This is a genomic window from Acinetobacter sp. WCHAc060025 (assembly GCF_004209355.1).
Lineage (GTDB): Bacteria > Pseudomonadota > Gammaproteobacteria > Pseudomonadales > Moraxellaceae > Acinetobacter > Acinetobacter wuhouensis.
The window spans coordinates 49,946-65,139 of sequence record NZ_SGSX01000011.1 but is presented as its reverse complement, the minus strand read 5'-3'; the positions used below and the strand labels follow the sequence as shown (position 1 = coordinate 65,139).

At 36.7% G+C, this 15,194-nt stretch carries 16 protein-coding genes; 8 read left to right on the top strand and 8 right to left on the bottom strand.

Annotation, left to right across the window (positions count from 1 at the left end; translation table 11 throughout):
* Positions 1 to 88 precede the first annotated feature (88 nt).
* The 3 genes from EXE09_RS10780 to EXE09_RS10770 all read right to left on the bottom strand — a co-directional run bounded on the left by EXE09_RS10780 (position 89) and on the right by EXE09_RS10770 (position 3,490).
* Positions 89 to 1,207 (bottom strand): HlyD family secretion protein, encoded by a 1,119-nt coding sequence (locus EXE09_RS10780; RefSeq protein ID WP_130117277.1) that lies wholly within the window; start codon positions 1,205 to 1,207, stop codon positions 89 to 91.
* A gap of 74 nt (positions 1,208 to 1,281) precedes the next feature.
* Positions 1,282 to 2,934, bottom strand: a complete 1,653-nt coding sequence (locus tag EXE09_RS10775; protein WP_130117276.1) for an MFS transporter — start codon at positions 2,932 to 2,934, stop codon at positions 1,282 to 1,284.
* A 7-nt stretch (positions 2,935 to 2,941) separates the two neighbouring features.
* Positions 2,942 to 3,490 (bottom strand): TetR/AcrR family transcriptional regulator, encoded by a 549-nt coding sequence (locus EXE09_RS10770; RefSeq protein WP_068974036.1) that lies wholly within the window; start codon positions 3,488 to 3,490, stop codon positions 2,942 to 2,944.
* 270 nt (positions 3,491 to 3,760) lie between these two features.
* Here EXE09_RS10770 and EXE09_RS10765 point away from each other — a divergent pair, with 270 nt between their 5' ends.
* The 3 genes from EXE09_RS10765 (at position 3,761) to EXE09_RS10755 (ending at position 5,359) form a co-directional block, all read left to right on the top strand.
* A complete protein-coding gene (locus tag EXE09_RS10765) occupies positions 3,761 to 4,387 on the top strand; it encodes a D-Ala-D-Ala carboxypeptidase family metallohydrolase (RefSeq protein ID WP_130117275.1) in 627 nt (208 codons plus the stop codon).
* A gap of 6 nt (positions 4,388 to 4,393) precedes the next feature.
* A complete protein-coding gene (locus EXE09_RS10760; RefSeq protein ID WP_130117274.1) occupies positions 4,394 to 5,044 on the top strand; it encodes a hypothetical protein in 651 nt (216 codons plus the stop codon).
* Between the two features lie 135 nt (positions 5,045 to 5,179).
* On the top strand, positions 5,180 to 5,359 hold the full coding sequence (locus EXE09_RS10755) for an NF038215 family lipoprotein (RefSeq protein WP_130117273.1): 180 nt from the start codon (positions 5,180 to 5,182) through the stop codon (positions 5,357 to 5,359).
* A gap of 47 nt (positions 5,360 to 5,406) precedes the next feature.
* Here EXE09_RS10755 and EXE09_RS10750 read toward each other — a convergent pair whose 3' ends face one another.
* Positions 5,407 to 7,026 carry an oleate hydratase gene (locus EXE09_RS10750; protein WP_130117272.1) on the bottom strand — a complete coding sequence of 540 codons (1,620 nt, stop codon included), beginning with the start codon at positions 7,024 to 7,026 and terminating at the stop codon, positions 5,407 to 5,409.
* A gap of 438 nt (positions 7,027 to 7,464) precedes the next feature.
* On the opposite strand from EXE09_RS10750, the gene EXE09_RS10745 reads away from it, so the two are divergent.
* Both EXE09_RS10745 and EXE09_RS10740 read left to right on the top strand, forming a co-directional pair.
* Complete coding sequence (locus EXE09_RS10745) at positions 7,465 to 8,046, top strand: LysE family translocator (RefSeq protein WP_171478629.1); 582 nt, start codon at positions 7,465 to 7,467, stop codon at positions 8,044 to 8,046.
* A 119-nt stretch (positions 8,047 to 8,165) separates the two neighbouring features.
* Positions 8,166 to 8,957 carry a hypothetical protein gene (locus EXE09_RS10740; protein WP_130117270.1) on the top strand — a complete coding sequence of 264 codons (792 nt, stop codon included), beginning with the start codon at positions 8,166 to 8,168 and terminating at the stop codon, positions 8,955 to 8,957.
* Positions 8,958 to 9,010: 53 nt separating this feature from the next.
* On the opposite strand, the gene EXE09_RS10735 is transcribed toward EXE09_RS10740, so the two are convergent.
* From EXE09_RS10735 to EXE09_RS10720, 4 genes are all read right to left on the bottom strand, one after another.
* Positions 9,011 to 9,754, bottom strand: coding sequence for an amino acid ABC transporter ATP-binding protein (locus tag EXE09_RS10735; RefSeq protein WP_130117269.1), 744 nt, complete (start codon positions 9,752 to 9,754; stop codon positions 9,011 to 9,013).
* Positions 9,755 to 9,767: 13 nt separating this feature from the next.
* On the bottom strand, positions 9,768 to 10,445 hold the full coding sequence (locus EXE09_RS10730) for an amino acid ABC transporter permease (protein ID WP_068974028.1): 678 nt from the start codon (positions 10,443 to 10,445) through the stop codon (positions 9,768 to 9,770).
* Positions 10,446 to 10,447: 2 nt separating this feature from the next.
* Positions 10,448 to 11,290 carry an amino acid ABC transporter permease gene (locus EXE09_RS10725; RefSeq protein ID WP_068974027.1) on the bottom strand — a complete coding sequence of 281 codons (843 nt, stop codon included), beginning with the start codon at positions 11,288 to 11,290 and terminating at the stop codon, positions 10,448 to 10,450.
* Positions 11,291 to 11,382: 92 nt separating this feature from the next.
* Positions 11,383 to 12,234 (bottom strand): amino acid ABC transporter substrate-binding protein, encoded by an 852-nt coding sequence (locus EXE09_RS10720; RefSeq protein ID WP_410169824.1) that lies wholly within the window; start codon positions 12,232 to 12,234, stop codon positions 11,383 to 11,385.
* 571 nt (positions 12,235 to 12,805) lie between these two features.
* On the opposite strand from EXE09_RS10720, the gene EXE09_RS10715 reads away from it, so the two are divergent.
* The 3 genes from EXE09_RS10715 to ibaG all read left to right on the top strand — a co-directional run bounded on the left by EXE09_RS10715 (position 12,806) and on the right by ibaG (position 15,188).
* Positions 12,806 to 14,257 (top strand): RNA polymerase factor sigma-54, encoded by a 1,452-nt coding sequence (locus EXE09_RS10715; RefSeq protein ID WP_130117268.1) that lies wholly within the window; start codon positions 12,806 to 12,808, stop codon positions 14,255 to 14,257.
* Between the two features lie 197 nt (positions 14,258 to 14,454).
* Positions 14,455 to 14,796: a ribosome hibernation-promoting factor, HPF/YfiA family gene (gene hpf / locus EXE09_RS10710; protein WP_068974025.1), complete on the top strand. Its 342-nt coding sequence runs from the start codon at positions 14,455 to 14,457 to the stop codon at positions 14,794 to 14,796.
* A gap of 140 nt (positions 14,797 to 14,936) precedes the next feature.
* Positions 14,937 to 15,188 (top strand): BolA family iron metabolism protein IbaG, encoded by a 252-nt coding sequence (gene ibaG, locus EXE09_RS10705; RefSeq protein ID WP_004830087.1) that lies wholly within the window; start codon positions 14,937 to 14,939, stop codon positions 15,186 to 15,188.
* Positions 15,189 to 15,194 lie beyond the last annotated feature (6 nt).

The following is a 15,194-nucleotide window of genomic DNA, read 5'->3' as shown; positions in this document are numbered from 1 at the left end:
TTGAAGTAAATCGAGATATTTATATTTTACTCAAATCTGACGTTAAAATCAGATTTGAGTTTAGGTCTAATATGTTTAGGCAGTTTCACTATTTCGAATGGGTATCTACCGAAGTTACGACAGACATTCCTGGTCTTAAAAACTCAAGACCTTTTTGATTTGGATCAATGGCAATACGGACAGAAATACGTTGCACCACTTTGGTAAAGTTTCCTGTGGTGTTATCCGGTTTTAGCACGCTAAATTCAGCACCAGCAGCAGGGGAGATTTGTTCAACTCGTCCTGTGAATTTTTGATGTTTCATTGCATCAACAGTGAAAGTAGCCTTTTGACCAATTTTCATATCAGCAATTTGGGTTTCTTTAAAGTTGGCAATCACCCATGTTTGCTGTGGAATCAAGTACATAAGCTGTGTCCCCGCAGCGACATATTGCCCGATACGCGGTGTGACTTCACCCAATTGTCCATCCATTGGGGCTGTAATCACACTATAGTCTTTGGTCGTCACTGCTTGATCAAATTGTGCTTTGGCATTGGTGACTTGTGCCTTAAGTCCTGATTCTGCAACTTGTGCTGTTTTTAAGGCTTCTTGCGCAACCAAGACATTGGCTTCGGCTTGTTTGAGTAGTGCTAAATTATTTTTTGCATCTGCTGCTGCTTTGTCTTGTTCAGTTTTAGAAGCAGCACCACTATTTCCCAATTGTTGATAACGATTTAACTGAGCAACAGAAAGTTCATAAGTCGCTTTGGCTTGATCCACTTTCGCTTGGGCGGCCACAATATCAGCTTTACGCTGTTCAATCGCTTGGGTTTGATTTGCCAAAGTAGTATTGGCTTGATCTACAGCTGATTCCGCTTGAGTAATTTTTTGATCATAAGTCGTTGTATCAATATGCATTAAGGCTTGACCTTTTTTAACATGATCAAAATCAGTCACCAATACGTCTTTGATATAACCATTAATTTGAGAAGATAAAATCGTGGTTTTGCCTTTGACATAACTATTATCTGTAGACTCAATCGTGCTATCAAAAGGACCAATTTTCCAAGCTCGCATGATCACAGCGATACCGACCAATAAAACCAAGAACATCAGTATCAACGTACGTTTTGCCGTAGGGATTAGCTTACTTGATGGTGATGGCGTTGTTGGAGCATCATTTGTTGTAGGCACTTCTTTTTCAGTTGTATCTTGATCTTGTGACATAAAAATTCTCAAATCGTGTTAATGCATCATGTATTTTCATTCAGGTGTTCATTGATCAAATTTCACGTGTTTAACTAACTACTATTTAGAATCTGTTGTTGTTTTCTCTGTTGATAGCGTGTCCATGTAATATTAAAACCACTCCATAGCAACAATAAGATGGCGAAGATTCCATTCATTGCGATCACATCATTGTAGGCACGAACTTGAGCTTCACGTGTGACTACCTGATTTAAATTACGATAGGCTTGGTTTTTTTCAAGTGCTTGATCTAATGTGTATTGGGCACTGGCTTGTTGATAGATTGCTAATCGTTGCGCCACGATAGGATCAGTAGGTTTTAAATCACTGATGATTTCCGTACGGTAGTTTTGAGTGCGTACTTGTTGGTAACTTGAGAAAAAGGAATTTCCAATCAAACCACCAAAACTTTGTGTCGCTGAAAACAACACCACAAATGTGACCATGTGTGAAGGCCCTTTTTGCAAAGCATTGACGATACCAGTGAGGAGTAGTGGGCCAATAAACATACCACTGGCGAAACCAATGATAAATTGGCTGTAGTAAAAATTTTCAGGACGTACATCACTGGTCAAGTGATAGTCTAAAGCACATGCACAAAGAATAAGTGTGACTGCGCCTACAAGATGTAAAGTGACTCGTTCACGTTTAAAGGTGAGTGCACTGAAAATTGTGCCTAAAGTAATTCCGATAAAAATCACAGCATAGAGTGGTACAAACTGATCAGGACCCATGCCCATTGTTTTTAAAAAATTAACCGCCGCATAACTTTGCTCCGACATGAGTAGGCGAATAGCAAATGCACCGAAGATAAATTTTAGGGTACTGGCAGAGCCCAGCCAACGGGTAATGATTAGTGGATTGACACGAAAATGTTCATAAGTCAGTCCAATAATAATTAAACTAAATCCTGCAATTAGTGCATAACCTAACCATTTGGCTTCAGACCACCATAAAATCGGTCCTTGTGTTAGTACGATACAAAGCAGTGCAAATCCTGGTGCGAGCAGAGCAAAGGTAAAAAAATCTTGCTTCTCAAAAACATCGATTCTTAAACTTCGTGGGAGTTTTACTGAAACTACCATGGCCAAACAGCACAGTGCCAAACCAAGTTCAAAGGTATATAAAACTACCCAATCATTGACATCGACAATAGCAGGGGAAATGATCCAAGCCAGTGGTATGCCAAGTTGCTGAAAACCAAGTGCTAAATACAAGCCACGTCCAAAATTGGCACGTTTAAAGGCTTGCATGATGTAATACATACCTAAAGAGCTCAGTGGTGCAGCAACCAAACCACTAATGATTCGAACGATGAGTGCCATTTCAAAAGTATGTACAAAAATATGTAAGAACAACACGGCTATAAATAAGACCAATCCAATTTCTGAAAATAGTCGTAAACCATATTGCTGACGGGCTTTAAACAGAATCAAGTTGGAACTGATATTTGCCATCACATAAGCAGCAGGAATCCAAGCCGCTTCAGAGGGTGTAAGTGAATATTCACCTTGTATCAGCGGTAGATTTGCAGTGATAAAACCATTACTCAAGCTGCCTGAAATTGCCACAAATACGCCAATAAAAAAATAAATCAGTTTTTTATAGGTTGGATGTGCAATAGCAGCAGGTGAACCAGGAAGCGTTGGACGTTCTTCAGGTGTCCAGTCTGGTGCAGGTTCGAGTAATCTTGGTGATTTATCCATGACTTAGCTAAGCCTTGATGCCATCTACTAATAAATCTACAGCGCGTGTTGCAAGCTGAATTTGTTCCTCATCCGTCATACCTTGAAACGAAGCTCTAAGAATTCCTGTAATTAATGCATAATCTTTGGGGGTTAGATCTGGTCTACACACTTTATGGGCAATCGCTTGATCAATCAGTGGTTGTAAAATGGTGTCCCTTTTATGGTAAATATCGACTAAAACTGGATCATTTCGGTCGATTACACGCCAATATTCCATTAAGGCGGTGAGATAAGGCAGATTATTGACATGATTTCGGATTAATCGAATTAAGCCATCGGGATAAGCTGAATACTCTTTTGCTCGCTCCTCCAAACGTTCTAAGGCTTGTTCCATTAAAGCAATGACCAGTTCTCTACGGTCTTGAAAATTACGATAAAAAGTCGCGCGACCAACACCAGCTTCATCAATAATCAGTTGTAAAGGTGCACGTATTCCTTGTTTTCTAAAGATATTAAGAGCAGCTTCGAGTAGATCTTCACGATTTTGCGCAGCTTGTAATTGGCGTTTAGACATGAGCGGAGAGGGATTAAATACTGTAGGTGATATTTAACGGACATTTTTGTCCGTTGTAAATATTTTCCTATGTGGTTTTTTGTAAAGCGGATCTTAAAAATGGTTTTGTTTGTTTAAAATAGTGAGTGGAAGTCAGGTTATTCTTTTAACTAGTGCAATGAATTCATCTTATTTTTAAGATATTCCCTTTTTAAATAAAACAATAAGCGTGCTTTAATCGTGAAAAATATAACATTAAATATTCTCCAGATAATTCTGATCAGTAGCTTCATGTTTTTAACAGCATGCACAAAGCCTGAAAATAATAAGGCTAATCAACCACAGCAAAATAAATTGGATCAGCAGATCGAAGCGCAATTTAAGCTTTGGAAAGCTCAGCAGAATCCACAGTTATTATCAGAATATTATCAATTTATGTCGCAATATTTAAAACATCCACCGAGTTTAATGGAGCTGACTACAACGCGAAATTACATGCCTGAAAAATGCTATTCCAAGCGTTTTGCAATTCCACCTAAAGCTTTTTGGAAAAATGTGGTCGGTAGTTTGCAATTGGTCGAAAAGTTAAATGGTAATGAGTATTTTAAAAGTTATAGCATCACTGCAATCTATCGTGATCCAGAGTTAAATAAGTGTGTCGGTGGTGCAGGAAAAAGTAAGCATTTAAATAATTATGCAGTAGATTTTTACATCTTAAATCCTAAAGAAAGTAATGCAGACGAACGTGAAAAACTGGTCAAAAAAATGTGTCAATTTTGGAAAATAGAAGGAAAAAATTTCAAAATGGGCTTAGGGGTTTATGGAAATAATCGCTATCATATTGATACGCAAGGTTATCGAACTTGGGGGAAAGATTTTAAATCTAAAAGTTCGCCGTGTCTGAAGGATGATAAGTAGATTGATATGAAGAGTTTAAAGCAAGTAAAGCCACCTATATTTCAAATTTTTATACCTTGCATCTTGTTGGTTTTATCGAGTCATATACATGCTGAATATGATGATGAAGCTGATTTTAAAGATAAAGTCATCGGGCAGGTTGGACAAATTAAATTAAAACGTGAACATTGTAATCAGCAAAATTATTCATGTGATTATGTTGTTTATGATGCTAAAGGCAAGAAAAATACGTTGATTAAACAGTGGAGTAAGACGGCTGTTGTGTATCAATTTAGCCCTAAAGTCATGGGCTTTATGATCGGAGCGACAGGCAATGATCATAATTTGACAGTGATCAATGATCAAAATCAACAAAAAGATTATGGTAGCTTCTTAAGTATCAATGCGCGAAAGACGTGTTTTGTAACTTATGAACGTGATATTAAAAATATGCCTGATTCATTGGTATTTTATAGTATCCCTGACTTTAAAGTACGTTTAGTTTTGAATAAAAAAGTACCACAATTTAAAAAAATTAATGCGCTATCTAACGCAAATTTTGAGGACAATGGTGATTTCAGATTTGAATATACTTATCCTATTGAGAATGAATTAGGGATTCAAAATGTAATTGTTCAAAACCCATGTACAGCAAATTATCGAATTGTGATGGATTAAAGATGATTTCAAAACTTGATTGAATTAAGATATTTTATAAATATCTTGCAATAACTTGAAAATAATAAAAGCTGTTTTTTTATCCAAAAATGATATTCTAAAACTTAAAAATAAAACAATAAGTGAGGGTATGTGATGAAAAAGCTATCCATAGGTTTGAGTATTATTCTTGCAGTATGTCTTGTTGGATGTGAGAAAAAAGCACCAACACCGACAAAAACTGAAGTGCGTTCGATTTATATTGCGGGTGCACCTGTCTATGAAAAAGATTATCGACTAAGTGCGAGTGAGTATGTTGTGGATCCACAGCATTGAGTTTAGATGCACTCAGAGCATTAAAATGGTCTGAGTGTCTGTAACGATTAATGGAAAACGCTTTCTAGTGCTTTTAGACCGACTTTAGGATCTAATAATCCATTATAAATTTCTGGTATTTCTCGGGTCACACCAAAATATTCATAAATTGCCATCATTGCACCATGGACTGAGTATTCCACTGTAAAGACAACATCATCTTCAATTTCTACAAATTGACCTAAGAATGCAAAGTTTTGAGCACCTTGAGGAATAACTAGAGGACGATCACCTGGTTTGCGACATGCAAATAATGCAGAAGCATAAGGCATCATTGCAGTCGTCACAGTTGTTGTTGCCAGCACATGATCTAAGATATCGTCAAAACCAAGCTGATGAATTAATTCAGTTAATATCTCTTGTCCAGTGGCTTGAGACATTGGTTTTTGAATATAGTCACCATTTTCATCAATTTGGAAACCATACCCCCAAAGAGTGAAGTGATTTTTTGGTAAGTCTGCAAAATGTGGCTGTGCAGGTACAACGACAGATAAATGCCAACCAGACTCAAACCAAGTCATAAGTGCGCCTGTACCCGGTTGATTTCCTGTATAGTCAATAATGCGATTGAGTAGGACATTATCTTGCATGGTGAGTGTAAAAGACTCCCATTTATGCTCATCAACATTGCCATAGAATGTCATTGGACGACCAAAGTCTGGTGCTTTTTTCGCTAATGTTTCCCAAAGTGTCCAACCATGATCGAGGCGATCGCGGATGAGTTCTGGAACATCTTCATTACCACCATAACGAGAATCTGCAGTAATCGAACCCAAAGTGAAAATTGCAAGCTCTTGTTCTTTCAGATCAATTTGCTCAGTTCCTTCAGGTAAATTGACATATAAACGTGTAGCACGACGTTGTTGATTTTCTGAGTCCATTTCAAAGTCTGCATCCGTTACATAATGTCCAAAACGTACATCAACACCTTGAGCAACAAGCCAGCGTTGTAAAGGCAAAATCATTGAATCATATTGATTATATTTGGTTCTTTTAACACCTGCTAAGGTGTGGATACGGGGTAACTCTTGAATGAAGCGGAGAAAGTAGCGACGAAGTTCTGCAGCACTATGCCATTTTTGGAATGCAAATGTCGTACGCCACATGCGCCAAAAATTTGTGTTGAAGAAAGAGTCATCAAAAAACTCATCTATACGGCGACTTCCTATTTTTTCTTCTTTTGCAGCAAGTAAGCGTAGCATCTGAGCACGATTTAAAGTACTTAAACCCAGTTTAGATGCATCTAGGATCTGATGTTCTGCATCAATCAAACGAGCTTGGGCATGTGTTTTAACTTGTTCATTAAATTCTCGACATTCTTCACGCACTGAAATTTCTGGATTCTCTAAAGAGGGAATACTTGAAAATAAATCCCATAAACAGAGATACGTTTCATCTGTGAGCATTCGTCCCCCACGAGTCACCCATGCTTGTGTAGTATGGGGTGTATGACCGCCATCCATTGAGCCACCTGAAATATCTAGCTCTTCCAAGATGTGGATATTTTGAGCAGGGACTTTAGCATCTCGAATGGCAAATGCAGCTGCCGCCATTCCTGCGATACCGCCACCGATAATCCAAAGATGTGCTTTGTTAGCATCGAGTAGATTGTGGTTATTTTTTTTCATATAGACCTCTAGATGTAAATTTACAGATGATTAAATTTAAAGACATAATTTTATTATGGGATTTATATATGAAAAATCTATGAATTTGGAAGTTATTTTTTATGATAAAGATGCTTATTTTTATTGAATTTTAGGATGATTTATATATATTTATTTCGATTGAATTATTATTAAGATATTGAAATATAATTTTTTATTGAGTTTTTACTCTAAAAAATGATTTTGTAATTCAGTCTTGATAATATTACACAAGTGTCTTTTAAATAATATTTAAAAAGTATTATTAGATAGGGTTTAATCTATTTATTTAGAGAAATTTAAAAGCTTTTATACCGTGATTCAGTGTTGTGACGTAAAATAGTCTAACTTTGCTACTATATTTATTTGAGGTCTCTTTTGGAATCATTATTGGTTTTAGGTTCAATTGCCTTAGCGCTGATGTTAGGTGCAATTAGTCCTGGCCCTACATTTATTTATGTAGCAAAAAACTCAATTGCGATTTCACGTAAGCATGGTCTTTTTACTGCTTTGGGCACAGGAACAGGCGCGGCATTATTTGGGCTGTTGGCTGTGATGGGTTTACAAGCGATTCTTCTTGCAGTGCCATCTGCATACCTTATTTTAAAAATCTGCGGTGGTCTGTATTTACTTTGGCTTGCCTATAAAATTATTAAACATGCCAAAGAGCCAATGGAGCAGGCAAGTGATTCTACTGCTGTGATGAGTTATAAACACGCTTATCGTTTGGGGTTAATTACTCAGTTGAGCAATCCTAAAATTGCGATTGTTTTAGCCAGTATTTTTACCGCATTATTACCCAAAGAAATTCCGACTTATTATTATTTTGTACTGCCTATTTTGTGTTTCTTTATTGATGCTGGGTGGTATTCGTTGGTGGCTGTTGCGCTTTCTGCGGAAAAACCACGCCGTGTATATTTAAAGTCTAAGAAAGTATTTGATCGTGTTGCAGGTGGAGTGATGACTTTGCTTGGATTAAAATTGATTTTCGGGATGAAGTGATTTTTAAATTATAAAAATAATTTTAAATTTGCGACAAATTATGTCGCTTATTTTGTTTTGATTATTTATAAAGATAAAAAATGATCATAATTTAGACTAATACATTAAAGGAATTAAAAATGCACATTATATTAGTAAATTTTCTTGGTATTTATGATGATTTAAATAGGAGTCAAAAATTTTTTCTATTTGGAGCTGTTATTGCATTTTGTACATTATTTTGGAAAATAACTCCTTTTGATTCAATATATCAAGTCAGTTTCTATGCGCTTTTTATAATATTACTCCTTGGGGTAATATCTGATCTGCTATTCATTTATCATAAAGTTTGGGCAACAACTATAGGCAAAGCATTATTGGTATTATTCTACGTTTTATTAACAACCACTACATATGCCGCTGCTGATCAAGTTGTTAATGTAATAGTTGCTTATGATAGTTCAACTCTTAGTAGAACCAGTGCATTTGTAGCAATACTATTGATACCTTTAGTTATTTTAATAGCTACAGGAATAGTTTTTTTAATAATATTATTGTTAGGACAATTTTATTTAGTATTTATTACTTACTTTCAAAATCTCAAGAATGATAAGTTTTTGAGTAGATTTATACCGAATATAGTAGAAACGTATCCAGGTTGGAGTTGTATTGCTCGATTTTTTAGTTACCCTATGGTATTCGGTGTATTATTAAGTATTGGACAAATTTTTAACGATAAATATCAGATTTTTCTTACAAATACTACACAGTCTTTTATATATAATTTTGAGGCGAAATTATTTTCAAGATGTATTATTCCAACGGACAGTAAAGTGATTAATATTTCAGAAAATGAAATAATCATTGTCACTAAATTAGATGGTGGGTATGAGTTTAAACCTTCATTGTGCGAGCCAAAACTTAAGAAATAGCTAATATTCTTATTACCCTCAATACTTTATTAAGGGTAATAAGATTTACATCATCAATGCACAATCGAAATCTTTTCTAAGAAAAATTTAGTTCTTTCATGACGTTCATCAGGCTTATTGAAGAAGTCTGAAGTAGAGCAGTCTTCTATGATTTTCCCTTGATCCATGAAAATCACACGGCTTGAAACTTTACGTGCAAAGCCCATTTCATGCGTTACACACATCATGGTCATGCCTTCTTTAGCAAGTTGGCTCATTACCTCTAAAACTTCACCGACCATTTCAGGGTCTAGTGCAGAAGTAGGTTCATCAAACAACATGCAGACAGGATCCATACACAAGCCACGTGCAATCGCAACACGCTGTTGCTGACCACCAGACAACTGACCTGGAAACTTATTCTTATGTGCAGCCAAACCGACACGATCTAAGTACTGCAAAGCTTTCTTTTCAGCATCGGCTTTAGAACGATTCAAAACCTTGATTTGCCCAATAGTTAAATTGTCCAAAACTGTCATGTGAGGGAACAATTCAAAGTGTTGGAACACCATCCCCACACGAGAACGGAACTTGGCTAAGTCAGTTTTAGGATCTTTTAACGGTGTTCCATCGACAATAATATTGCCCTCTTGAAACGGTTCTAAAGCATTGACCGTCTTAATTAATGTTGATTTTCCTGAACCAGATGGCCCGCACACCACGACAACTTCACCTTTCTCAATCGAGGTGGTGCAATCTGTGAGAACCTGAAAATCTCCATACCATTTTGAGATATGTTGTATGTCTATCATTGGCATATTGATTCTCCAATTATCGAATTATTGCTATTTTTTGATGTAAACGCTTCACAAGCCGAGAAAGCGCAAAGGAGATACAGAAGTAAACTATGGCTACGATGAGGTAGAACATTGCTTTTGTTTCAGCACCATAATTATTTGCTAATGTATTTGCCTGACCTAAGAAATCTGGTGCACTGATCACATAAACCAATGAAATATCTTGGAACAGTACGATAGATTGAGTCAGCAATACAGGTAACATATTTCTAAATGCCTGCGGTAACACGACATTGGACATGGTTTGTCCATAAGTGAAACCAAGTGCGTAACCCGCATTGACCTGACCTTTGGAGACAGACTGAATCCCTGAACGTACAATTTCTGAGAAGAAAGCAGCCTCAAAGATTGCAAAGGTTACAACAGTTGAGAACAACGGCCCCCAATAGGTATCCGACTGAAACTCAAAATATTTTGGCAATAAGAAATAGAAAATGAAGATGACTTGGATCAGTGGTACACCACGAAAGAAATCCACGTAAATTTTAGCAAAATTACTCGCCACAACATTATTTGAAAGTCTCATCATCGCCAAAGGCGTTCCGATCAGAATCCCACCGATAATGGATAAAATTGTCGCAATGGCTGTAAATTTAAGCCCTGATAAGAGTGCCTGCGTGACATTTGGATCTTGTAATAAACTGAATTCCATGACTATTTACCTCCCGAACCAAGACCAGGAACAGCCATACGCTTTTCAATCCAAGCCATGATCAACTTAATGGTGTAGGTAATGATTAGGTAGACTGGCGTGGAAAGAATCAGAATCACGATGTCTTGTGAAGTTTCTTCACGCATCGTTTTGGTATAAGCAAAGAAGTTCAAAACACTGAGCGCATAAAGCACCGCAGAGTTTTTGAAAATATTCATGGCTTCAGAAGTGAGTGTTGGCCAGACTATACGATAGGCAACAGGGAGAATCACATAACGATAACTTTGACTTTGAGTCAAACCAATGGCAAATGCAGCATTTTTTTGTCCACGAGATACAGTGTTAATCCCAGAACGAACTTGTTCAGCAATACGAGCTGCGGTGTATAGACCTAAGGCGAAAACCCCGACAACCGCAGGATTATCATTCAAGATATTTTGCCACCATCCACCTGCAACCATTTCACCACTACCCGTACTCATACTTAGTGGGAGAAGTTGTGGAAATACAAAAGCCCAAAAGAACAGTTGTACGATGAGTGGAATATTTCGGAATAATTCTACATAACATGTTCCAATAAAAGACAACGGTTTATTGGGTATTGTACGTAAAATTCCGATCAGCGATCCGAGCAGAAAAGCAATAAAAAAAGCAGCAATGGCAGTCCAAATCATTGTCCATACACCAGAACCGAGGAGTTGTAACCAAGTTGGTGCATCAGCAACAGGGGAGTAACTTTCACCACCAATCGCTTTACAGACAGATTCAGCCCATGCTGCTTTATCTAAGCTATATTCATTTGAGGGGAGACAATATGATGTCCAGTTAAGTGAGCCTACTGACATGTGTGCTCCTTGCATTTTTAATTTTAAAAAATTTATAGACCAGCATCTTATGGAGTTGCTAGTCTATAAACAGTTGTTTTTAGAGCAAGTTCTTAGTTGATACCAGCATCTGTAGGATTGGCTTTAAGTTTTAAATATGATGAGCTCATTGGCATATTTAAGTTGACATTTTTCGGTGCAATTGGAGATTGGAACCATTTTTTGTAAAGGGCTGCCATTTGACCATTTTTCCACATAGCGGTTACAACTTTATCCGCAACAGCCTTATATGCTGCATCACCTTTTGGAATCATGATGCCGTATGGTTCTGAAGAAAGCACAGGACCTACAATTTTAAAATCTTTAGGATTTGAAGACTTCGCAATCAAACCTGCAAGAATATTGTCATCCATTACAAATGCAGCAGCACGACCTGAAGCAACCATTGCAAAAGAGTCAGAGTGGTCTTTACCATAAACATTGTTTACGTTGATTTTCTCACCTTTCTCGCCCATTTTGATATATTTGTCAGACGTTGTTCCTTGAGTTGTTACAACAGCTTTACCATTCAAATCGGCAATTGTTTTGATTGGGGCATTGGCTTTGACTGCCATGCGAACTTCTGTTGCATAATAGTTGGTCGAGAAACTGACTTGTTGTTGGCGCTGTACGGAGTTAGTGGTTGTACCACACTCCATATCAATATTCCCTGCTAACATTTCTGGAATACGGGTAGAAGACGTAACAGCTTTGTATTCCACCTTAAGATTTGGCATCTTCAGTGTTTTTTTCAATTCATTGGCAAAGTTATTACAAATATCGACTGCATATCCCATTGGCTTACCACCAACGACATAAGAAATTGGATCTGAAGATTCTCGATAACCAATAATCACTTTTCCAGATTGTTTTATTTTAGCCAAAGTATCTGCAGCTTGAACCTGTGAAAAAGCACCGCCTGCCATGAGTATTCCGAGAGTTGTGGTGAGTACTTTTGCAGAAAGGGTTTTGTTAGATTGTTTCATTTGAGTTCTCCATTACAATTGTTTTTTGGCTGATTGATTGCTTCTTATTAAAATGAAGCACTTATCATGCCAAGCTTATTCCTTGAAAAATGATCCATCATATTTCTATATATTATTTTTATACTTACTATTCCAATAAGTAAAGGATAAAAATGATAATTTTTTGAACAATACAAATGTGATTCAAGTCACAGGTTGTTTGATATTTTATTTAAATATTTTGAAATAAATAGTGCTTTGCTCATTTATTTTTGCTTATAAATTTTGAATATGTATTTATATGGTTGATAGTCGTTGGCTATTTTTTAATTTTGAATTATTCACTTCGAGATTTTAAATTGAGGCTTCGGTGAATTTAAAAATAATTCAAAATAATCAAGATTTTTATCGAACTTGTTGCGTTTTTCACTGGTTGTCTTGTATTTCATGTGGTATAAAAAATAAATAGGCATGATTTTTGCTTTATTGAAAAACAAAATGATGCGAAATAAATAGTGTGGGAAGTATGGGTATGAAGTTATCGGTTGGATTAAAAGTTGCAAACTCTTTGTCGCTCACACCTCAATTGCAACAAGCCATTCGATTGCTACAATTATCAAGTCTTGAACTTGAACAAGAAATTCAAATCCAATTAGAAAGTAATCCTTTGCTTGAAAAAGTTGAGGAAGATACGCATGAAAGTTTGGAAAATATTCAGCAAGAACAAAAAGAAACAGTTGAACTTTCAGATGCCTTGAATGCAGACCATTTACCTGATGAGTTACCTGTCGATACAGATTGGGATGATGTTTATACACACCAATCATCTGCGATGGAGCGTCCTGAGTTTGAAGAACGTGAAGATAATCGTCATTCCGATGCCTCATTAAAAGAACATATGTTGGGGCAAGTGAATCTACTTCACTTTTCTCCAGTCGATAAGTTAATCGCCTATTGTATTGTCGATGCTTTAGATGAAAAGGGCTTTTTGGATGCAAGTATTGATGAAATCGTGAGTTCAGTACAGCATCTACTTCAGCAAATGGATTATGACATCGAGGTTGAGGAAGATGAGGTTTTAGTTGTTTTAAAGCATATCCAACGTCTTGAACCGATTGGTGTAGGTGCACGTAATCTAGCAGAATGTCTTTTTGTGCAAATTGAAGCTTTACCCGCGAGCACTTTATATCGTAAAGAAGCCTTATTATTACTGAAACATTATGAATTATTAGTGAGTAATGATTTAGCCAAATTGATTAAACAAACAGGGCTAAATGCAGATTTATTAAAGTCAGCCGTGATGTTGTTAAAAACGCTGAAACCTTATCCTGGTGCTGAGTTTGAGCAGAAAGAGTCTGATTATCAAATTCCAGATGTGGTGGTGTCTAAGAAAAATGGACATTGGCTTGTTCAGCTTAATCCAGACATTTTACCCAAGTTGAGAATTAATTCGTTTTATTCAGGCATGATTAAGCGTGCAGATCAAAGTGAGGATAATCAGTATTTGCGTAATCAAATGCTGGAAGCCAAAAACTTTATCAAAAGTGTCGATGAACGCCACAAAACTTTATTGAAAGTGGCGAGTTGCATTGTGCAACATCAACGTGAATTTTTAGAAATTGGTGCGGAAGGGATGAAACCTTTGGTATTGCGCGATGTTGCAGAAGAAGTTGAATTGCATGAGTCAACTGTTTCTCGTGTCACCACCAATAAATTTTTACTGACACCACGTGGTTTGTTTGAGTTGAAATATTTCTTTTCCAGTCATGTGGGAACGACCTCAGGAGGAGAAGCTTCTTCAACGGCAATTCGTGCGAAAATTAAGAAGTTGGTTGCAGAGGAAAATCCACGGAAACCATTGTCGGATAATACGATTGCAAATTTATTGAAGGAGGATGGAATCGATGTGGCACGACGCACGGTCGCAAAATATCGTGAATCGTTACATATTCCTTCATCATCAGACCGAAAAGTCTTGATCTAGTTTTTAAAGTGTGGCAATTCTATAGATTCATTATGACGGTTTGACGAAAATAATGAAAACCCGATGTTTTTTGGAGTAACTTAAATGATTGCATGATTTTGAGCATAGTACTGAGCACAGTTTTTCTCAGTGAATTCTGTCATGAAATCTTTTGGGTTATGACTTTCATATTCCTATAAAAGGAGAGGGATAAAGCTATGCAAATTACAATTCGTGGACACCATTTAAGTATTACCCCTGCAATAGAAGAAAATATTCGAGATAAATTTACTCAGATGACCAAGCATATTGATCAAGTCAACAGTATGCAGGTCAAACTCAGTAAAGATCATCAGCTTGATAAAAGATCAAAAAAGGGCAGTGCCAATCATATTGCTGAGGCAATTGTACGTCTGCCTGGTACGGAACTGTTTGCGCAAGCCAGTGCTGATGATATGTATAATGCGATTACCAAATTGACCGATAAGTTAAAAAGACAATTGGATAAGCATCGTAAAATGCAGTTGAATTTTGTACCTTTAGAAGTATTGACCACATAATTTTTCATGGTTTTAAAAGAGGTTGAAAAATACCTCTTTTTTTTATCGATAATTTTTGTATGAGTTAATGAATTATTTTACCAAGTTATAGTAAAATACTCGGTTTTTACACTGTCAGTCCTACAAATGAGGTCTAAGCAATGAATAGTGAACAGCTCACTGAAATTTTAAAAGCGGCTTTTCCTGATGCAGAAGTTGCTGTCAGTGGACAAGCAGGAAAATTTGACCTCCGTATTGTGGATGATCAATTTGAAGGTAAACGTCCTGTTCCTCGTCAACAAGCTGTTTATGCACCGCTCAATTCATATATCGCAAGCGGTGAAGTACATGCTGTGACTATTCGTGCAATGACTAAAGAAGAATGGCGCAAAGCCAGCATGTTTGGAGCTTAAGCGTCA